The sequence below is a fragment of the Sulfuricurvum sp. genome (assembly GCF_049305995.1).
Lineage (GTDB): Bacteria > Campylobacterota > Campylobacteria > Campylobacterales > Sulfurimonadaceae > Sulfuricurvum.
In genome coordinates this window covers 1-8649 of record NZ_JBAQPS010000382.1, presented here as the reverse complement: position 1 = coordinate 8649, position 8649 = coordinate 1, and the positions used below count along the sequence as shown (strand labels likewise).

5 protein-coding genes and 1 pseudogene are annotated in these 8649 nt (G+C 40.8%); all 6 read right to left on the bottom strand.

The features are described from left to right. Nucleotides 1–459 (bottom strand): type I restriction-modification system subunit M N-terminal domain-containing protein (locus WA010_RS12760; protein ID WP_422557499.1); only part of this gene is annotated, 459 nt, incomplete at its 3' end. Between the two features lie 189 nt (nucleotides 460–648). Next, a complete protein-coding gene (locus WA010_RS12755; protein WP_422557498.1) occupies nucleotides 649–2082 on the bottom strand; it encodes a protein adenylyltransferase SelO in 1434 nt (477 codons plus the stop codon). A gap of 61 nt (nucleotides 2083–2143) precedes the next feature. Then, nucleotides 2144–3949, bottom strand: a complete 1806-nt coding sequence (locus WA010_RS12750) for a flagellar assembly protein A (RefSeq protein ID WP_422557497.1) — start codon at nucleotides 3947–3949, stop codon at nucleotides 2144–2146. 5 nt (nucleotides 3950–3954) lie between these two features. Next, nucleotides 3955–7254 (bottom strand): annotated as a pseudogene (locus tag WA010_RS12745) (efflux RND transporter permease subunit). A gap of 8 nt (nucleotides 7255–7262) precedes the next feature. Continuing rightward, complete coding sequence (locus WA010_RS12740) at nucleotides 7263–8048, bottom strand: efflux RND transporter periplasmic adaptor subunit (protein ID WP_422557496.1); 786 nt, start codon at nucleotides 8046–8048, stop codon at nucleotides 7263–7265. Then, the coding region (locus WA010_RS12735) for a TolC family protein (RefSeq protein ID WP_422557495.1) at nucleotides 8048–8649 on the bottom strand (602 nt) is incomplete at its 5' end. The genes WA010_RS12740 and WA010_RS12735, both read right to left, overlap by 1 nt.

Below are 8649 nucleotides of genomic sequence, written 5' to 3'. Positions count from 1 at the left end.
TTCGGTTTTACCGAGCTTCGTAGAGGTCAAATCAAGGTCTTCAAAAAGGTGAACGAAATCGTCTTCACTCTCGTGTCCCATAGTCGATTGTTCGATACTGCGGAGGATTTTTGTGAGGTCTTCGAGGATGAAGTTGTTTTTATCTCCATTCCCCCGTTTGGCTACTTGGGTGAATAGTTCTGAAGGTTTTAGGAAATATCCCAATTTCTCGATAGCTTCTTCACGGATTGCTTCGAGGTATTCTTGACCTTCGGCAGAGTTTTCATCGATAGAGAGATAGGCGATTTTATCCTCTTTGAGAATGTCATCAGCATAGTCTTCAATTTTTTCGGAGAGGTATTTGTAAAAGATAAATCGGAGGATGTAATCACGAAACTCATCCGCATCCATCTTACCTCGGAGGGTGTTGGCAATATTCCAAAGTTGTTGTTCTAATAGTTTCTTTTGCTCTTCGCCCATATTAACCTATTTCCATATATATTAATTACATGTATTATAGCTTGCAATGTTGAGTTTCCCATTATTATAGGCTATGGGTCAAAGTGTAAAAGCTGATATCTAAGTAAAACAAGAAGCATAATGAAGATTTTGCTATACACGGATTTGTGATGAGTGAGGACGGTTTGCGGCTCAGTTACAGTGAGAGCACTACGACGAACAGCTAAGCTTTAGATTGGTGTGCTGTTGAGGGGTAATACCTGCATAGCGTTCAAAATCAGGATGCTCATCATACGGATTTTGTGCCAACATAAGTAGATTGTTAACGAGGGTAAAATCATCTTTTTCCGCCGCATCAATCGCTTCTTGAAGAATATAATTTTTGAGAACATATTTTGGATTGGTGCGGAGCATTTGTTGGTGACGTTCTTCAACGGATGAACTATTCAAGGCTAAACGTTCATCGTATCGATCAAGCCATTCGTTTAGCTGGTTCGGTGCAAGAGTGAGGAGAAGAAGTTTTTCGCGATTTCCATCGTATTGGCTGAGGGTACGGAAAAACGGGGTCATATCGATCCGTCCGTTTTCCATGAGGGTAAACAGCACTCTGAGCAGATCGCTGTCCTTTTCATGCGGTGTATCAAGACCAAGTTTATCACGTAAAAGTGTCATGAGTTTCGTGGTGAAATAGTTACCGTATTTTTCCAGCTCTAATTGGAGTTTCTCGGTGGTAATCAGAGGCGAGAGAGCATGGGCGAGACGCTCCAGATTCCAATATCCGATCCGTGGCTGGTTATCGTAGCTGTAGCGCCCGCCGCTGTCGGTGTGGTTGCAGATATAACCGCTCTCAAAGGTATCCATAAAGGCAAAAGGGCCGTAATCGATGGTGATGCCGATGGCGGACATATTATCGGTGTTCATGACACCGTGGTTGAAACCGACCGATTGCCACTGCGCCATCAGCTCTGCGGTACGCATTACGATCTCACCGTACATTTTGAGATAGGCTTCTTCTACACCAACCAAATGTGGGAACGATTCTTGAAGTAAAAAGTCAGCAAGACTTTCGAGTTCTTTGTGTTTATTGGTATGAAAAAAATACTCAAAACTTCCAAACCGTATCCATGAGGGAGAGAGGCGCAATACGATGGCTCCACGTTCCCACTGCTCACGCGCCACCTTCTCATCCGAACCGATAATCGCTAACGCGCGGCTTGTAGGGATACTCAGAGCGTGCATCGCTTCACTCATCAAATACTCGCGTATGGAGGAGCGTAATACGGCGCGTCCATCACCCTGACGCGAATAGCGGGTAATACCTGAGCCTTTTAGCTGCAAATTCAACCCATTTACAGATCCTAGATTGATGGCACGACCATCTCCGAGACGCTGTACGTAATACCCGAACTGATGACCCGCATAACACATAGCGTAGGGGCGTGATCCCTTTAGCATGAACGTTCCGTTTAGGATGTTTTCGAGTTCTTCATGATGGAGCTCAAGCGTACTATTTAAAAGTTTGGCGGCTTTGAGGTTGGCACTGATGAGTCGCGGATTTTTGAGCGGTGTCGGTGCGATTTCATGGAAGAAAATCGGATCAAGGGATAGATAGGGGGTGCTTAGAGTCAGGTTTGATAATTTCATAGGAGAGTTGTACCGCATATAAGGTAAACCTTTGATGGAAGAGAAAAGCAGTTTGATTTTTTTAGGATTCTAATAGTATTTTTTTCTCATCCCCATCAAGACGAAGTCGAATATGAGTTACTTTTCCCTCCGGAGAGATACCGTATTCTTGTCGGGTTTTAGGATCAATGAAAATGATTCGATTTTTACCGTTATAGACTCCATTGTGGGTCACTACAGCATGTAAGTCGGCTTCGTAGAGTTTATTTAGATCATGTTTCATTTGATGTAATAAAGATTCAGATTCTTCTAAAGTCTCTTTAAAATGTTTGAGTGATTCTGCTTCACTTTTGTATTGATGCAATCGTACTAAATCGGCTTTCATAGGTTCATTTCCTGTTTGTTTTGTTGAAATGATGCGCTGTTGTATCTGTTTGATACGGCTATTTTTTTCTTTAAATGAAAGTTGACGTGTAATAAATTCTTTATTTTGTAGTTGTATACGGGAAGTTTTATCTTTTATTTCACGCTCTAAATGAGCAATATTTTCATGGTAACTTTCTAAAGAATGAGGGTCAATGGAGAGTTTGTTTCCTTCACCTTCGATTGTTCCGATTGAAATAGATTCCAAAGCGGTGATACGAGCATTTGAGTAAAGAATATCTATATGAACTTCTCTAGCAATGATCTCACCACCTATCATTTTATGGATGTGAACACAATCTGCTTCAATTTTTCCTGTTTCTAAAATATCAATATGGGCATCTTTTGCTTTGAGATTTCCTCTGTGGAGATGGATATTGGCTGTTTCTGTGACATCAATAGTTGATTTTTTATGAGTTTGCGCCCCTATATGAAGCTCACAAGCTTGAATTTTTGCATGGCTTCCAACCGTACCATTGACTTCAAGCTTTTGAACATCAATATACACTCCCGTTCCAACGGAATCTTCACTGGCTATTTTTTGGTTAATTTTTAGAGAAATATCTTTATCGGTTCCTGCTTCGATTGAGCCTGTTTTTTTGAAATTAGCTGTATCTATTCGAAGTTCTTGAGAGATGGTAAATATTCCTTTTTTCCGTTCGACAAATCCGGAAACTTTGGCATAAAATCGGATGCTTTCACTATTTTCGTCTGTTTCAATGGTTTCATCGTTAATAATAATATAATTAGCATATTTGATAGTAGGATCGGGTATTTTGATATAGCTGCCATCACATCCTCTCCCATCTCGACCATGTTTAGGAAAAATATATTCTAAAATTAAATCTCCAGTTTGAACGCCTTGAATTAGACTTTTGGATTCTTTTTGATTTTGAAAATGGAGAATGATCTGATCATTGGTTTGAGGAATTGGTGGAAAAAACTCTCCTATTGGTAGACGATACGTATTATTTAATGGACCTTCTTTTTGAATTTTTAGCAGAAGACGGTTGATTTCACGATCAAGATTTTGATCATAAAGTCCGATCAATAAACCGTGACGAAGAAGCTTATGTTGAATGGCTTCTTTAATCCACTCTTGTATCCCTTTTTTAAGCGGAATGATCGAAGAAGAATCAAGAACTGCTACTGCTTTGCTTTTATATTTATCGGTTGCGATGGTGAAATGTAGATCAAGATACGGGTGAGGGGCATATTCGCGAAATCGAATTTGGTATTCTTGACGAAGCAAAAAGATATTGGAGCGGATTTCACTTTCGGTCGTTTGTTCTAAAAGGTTACAATGACGAAGGTTTTGCCACTCTTCGTCAATTGCTCCCTTAAAATATGTCTGAAAGCTAAGGAGGTCAAAGTCAATATTTTCAATATTTATTCCCCTTGTTTTTGCGATTTCTTGCAAATCAGCCATAACATTAGTAGATGTCTGAATAATAGGGGTAAACACGTTTTTTATGGCTCCATTATCGACACCGTCTTACGCTCATGAAAATTGAAATGACGTTCTAAATCTGAGTTATGAATCAGAATAGGGACAACTACAAGCGACGCGATGACGGCTGCTATTGTACCAAAAATAAGAGAAACTCCAAGTCCTCCGAAAACAGCATCGCTGGCTAAGAGTGTTGATGCCAAGATAATTGCGGCGGCTGTTAGAAAAATCGGTTTTGCACGGGTCGCAGTGGCATAAGCGATGGCTTCAGCTTTATGCATCCCCTTGTCTAGCATAAGTGATTTGGTAAAATCAATCAGCAGCAACGAGTTACGAGAACTGATACCTATGAGGGCGATAAATCCGATCAGTGATGTGGCAGTGAGGAAAAAAGTATCCGCCGTAAATATATCGACGATACCATGCCCAACGATAACTCCGATGATCGAGAGGAAGCTTCCAAGTAATACAATACCGCTAAGGATAAAGCTTTTATAGTAAACAACCATCAATAAGAATATGAGTACTAATGCAGCAATAAATGCACCGCCTAGATCGACAAATGTATCGAGGGTGACTTCCATCTCTCCATCCCAAAGAAGCTCATAGCGCTCCGCAGTTTTTTTATCGATCAGTTCAAGGTTAAAGAGACCGATTTTATGAATCTCGTATTCATCGGTAAATGTTTCCAAAATAACATTGCGAGCATCCATAAGTGGATACACCTGTGAAACCATGTCGGTTTCGGCGACGACATTGGTCATTTGATGAAGATTTTTCGACATAATCATCGGATTGGATTTAACCGCAACGATATCGACGACTTCGGTGATCGGTACCATCATGCCCATTTGATTCATGAGTTTTACACTGGCAAGTTTGATTTCAACTGCTTGTTTGTCTCGTGATGAAAACTTTTTTCCTTCCGGCGTTAAAGTAAGAAAAATTGGAATTTGATCGGTTGCTTTTTGGGAGTTTTTCACCGCAACGCTCATTCCCTCAAAGGAAAGATACAAAATATCATTGACATGTTTGATATCTAATCCGGATTTGGTAATTTTATCGGTATTAACCCGTACTTCAAATTTATCGTAAATTTCATCTTGCATAATATCGATATCCACTAAACCTTCCGTTTTTTGGAATACTCCCTCGATACGTGTACTTAAATGACGTATACCTGCACTGTTATTTCCATAAACTTCAGCAACAATAGCTGCCATTGTCGGAGGTCCTGCCGGTGGTTCGACAAATTTGATATTGGTTTGAGGATAGATGTGACCGCATTCTTTTAAAATGATTGGACGTAGCCGTTGAACCATCATGTAAGATGGCTCATCACGATCATGTTTTTTAGTGAGATTCACGACTATTTCAGCAACATTCTCATTGTTTTTAAAATGCGATCCTTTGATCAGTCCTGCAAAGTCGAGTGGGGCACCTGCACCTAAAAATACCTCTGCATCTAGTGCTTCATGCTCATGTTGCAAAATACCAACACTACACTCAGCCACCTGTCGTGTTTGTTCAATAGAACTTCCGTTTGCTAGGTCGATATAGATACTGTAGGTATCATTATTTTTTCCTGGAAGCATTTTTGCTAATACGAATTCACTGGGGATCAGTGCGATAGCAAAGATAAATGCAATTAGTGTCCCCCATAAAATTTGCTTTTTCTTGGATGGGGAAGCGAGCAGGATGAGAAGATAATTTTCAAATTTTTGATACATTTAGTGAGCCTCTCCATGGTGATTAGGTTTTTTAAGTAATCGTATTGCCATATAAGGGGTAAAAATATAAGCTACAAAGAGTGAAGCAATAAGTGCAATAGGAACATTGGCCGGGATCGGTTTCATAAATTGTCCCATCATTTGACCGACAAATGCCATTGGCACCATCGTGAGAATGATTGCAAGAGTAGCAATATTGGTTGGAGCACCGATTTCATCGGTTGCTTCCACCATTAGCTCATCGGCATCACGCAAATGAGCATCCGGTGCATGAAAATGGCGATGAATATTTTCGATAACAATGATTGCTGCATCGACGAGAAGCCCAAGGCTGAGTAAGAAAGCAAAGAGGGTGATCCGATTGATTGTTTGCCCTGTGATATAAGCTATAAAAAGGGTAATTGCTAAAATAGCCGGAACCGTAAAGGTAACAATCAATGATTCACGCCAGCCCAATACAAAGATGAGTAAAATAGCGATAATGACGATGGAGAGGATGAGGTGAAAAACCAATTCATTGACTGCCTCATCGGCACGTTCCCCATCATTACGGGTAATCACATAGTTAATCCCCTGTGTTGCCATCTGCTCTTTATATTTAGCAAGTTCTTCTTTAACCGCATCCGCGATAATAACTGAATTGGTTCCTTGAAGTTTAGAAACTGTGAGGGTAATTTGATCTTTAAGCGGTGAGAATTTACCGCTATCTCCTTTTACCGTAACCAGTGCCGATTTAAAATTCTGGATATCGCTTCCGGCAGTGATCGTAGCGACATCACGCAGATAGATAGCCGATCCACCGTATTGAGCCACAATAATATTACCGACGTCTTCGATACTTTCGATGGCATTACGTACACCGATCATAACGATTTCATTATTTTGTGTTTTTCCTTTGATCTCAGGGACATTGTAGGCAAGTGATTGTGTTGCCATTACGATTTGACCTAAAGAGAGGTTATAACCGCTTAGACGGTTCATATCGACCAACACATTGTATTGATGTTTTTTTGCCCCTTTGATATCGGTAACGGCAACATTAGGGAGACCGTTGATGTGATGCTGAATCTCTTTGACATGATCATACAAAAGAGTAGGATCCATCTTTGGGTTATTGGAGTAAAACGCGACGGAGACGATAGGAATATCGACATCGATGTCGAGAGGTTTGATAATGGGTTGCATAGCACCTTTGGGAAGAATGCTCATATTCTGCATGATTTTATCATAGATTTTAAGGTTAGAATCCTCTTTGGCTTCACCGATATAAAATGCAGCATTGATGACGGCCACATTATCCATCGCCATCCCATGAATGTGTTCGATTCCTTTGATCTCTTTAAGTTTACGCTCCAGAGGCTTAACGATGACATTTTCGACTTCACTGGCGGTTGCACCGGGGAGAGCAACGATAACAGTTGATCCGCTAACCACCATTTGAGGATTTTCTTCGCGCGGCATGAGCATCAAAGCCATATAGCCGATGAGGAGGAGAAAAATCCCGAGTATTGGTGTGAGAGGATTTCGCAAAAAACCTTTGGCAAGTTTTCCGGCAGAGTCTTTCGGTTGGTAGGAGTGAGAGGCGTGCATAAAGACTCCTATTCGATTTCAACAGTAGCGTACATGCCGGGATAGACGGTTTGTTTGGCGTTAAACGATACTTTGATTTTAAAGGTGTGTGTCATTGGATTGGAACTAGGGATAATGGCACTGACTCGTCCGATACCGGTATAACCGACGGAAGGGATAGAAATTTTAAGATTTTTTCCGATGGGTACTAATTTGAGATTATTTTCAGCTACTTCCACTTCGATTTTCAGAGCATTCAAATCTGAGAGGACGATTGCCGGCATCCCCGGCATCGCCATCTCTCCTACTTTGATGTTTTTGGCAACGATGACACCGCTATTAGGTGCAGTGATGCGGAGGTAGTTGTATTGGTTGTTAACCTCTTTGAGACGCGCTTTGGCTTGGTTGACTTGGCGTTCACCGATTGAGATCATGTTTTGGAGATTCTTTTTCGAGAGTTCGAGATTTTCAACCTCGAATTTACTGACCATATCTTGAGCTAGAAGACGTTTATTACGTTCTAGGTTCAGTTCCAAATTAGCATATTGGTTTTGGTACATTTGCAATGAAAGTTCTGCTTGGGCGATTCCGAGCTCCACTTGGGTTTTTGCCGAATCGATTTCTTTGGAATCGATCGTATAAAGCAATTGACCTTTGGAAACGCGTGAGCCTTCTGAGACGTTAACACTGGTGACAAAGCCCATATTGCGACTGGTAATCATTTTTTGGTTATCGCTGATAACACTTCCTGAGAGACTGAGTCCTGCAGCACTGAGGGTAGAGGCGAGGGCGAGAGAGGTGATCCAAAATTTCATTATTTAACTCCGTTACTTAGTTTTTCGAGGGCAAAAATACGCTCGTTTCGTTTGTTTTTTACCATTTGAAGATTGAGTACTTTTTCAATCTGTTGGGATTGTTTGATAATGACATCAGACATCGATGCAAGGTGCTCATGGTAACGACCTTCATAGTTTTTATAGATCGCTTCAGAGAGTTCCAACTCTTTTTCGAGGCTTTTAACTTGGGAATTTAAACTATCGATTTCAGTGCGGATTTTGTCGTACTGAAGTGCGATCCCTTTTTTAGCGAGTTCAACTTGAGTAGTTGTTTTGAGTTTTTCGATACGGGCTTTTTCAAGTGCATTTTGATCGACTCCGCCGTTAAAGAGATTCCAACTTAGTTTCGCTCCGATAGTATAAGCTTTATGATCGCTAAAATTACCTAAAAAGGTATCATCGGCACTACTGGCTTCAGCAAAAGCTCCGATGACAGGGAGAAACGGCGCGTAGGCTAAATCAACCATTCTATCACGTATCTCTAAGCCGCTGCTCGCTTTTTGTAAATCGGTATTATTCACCAATACATCTGCTTCGCTGAGGGTTGATGTAGGATAATCGTTTTTTGGTAGTTCAATCT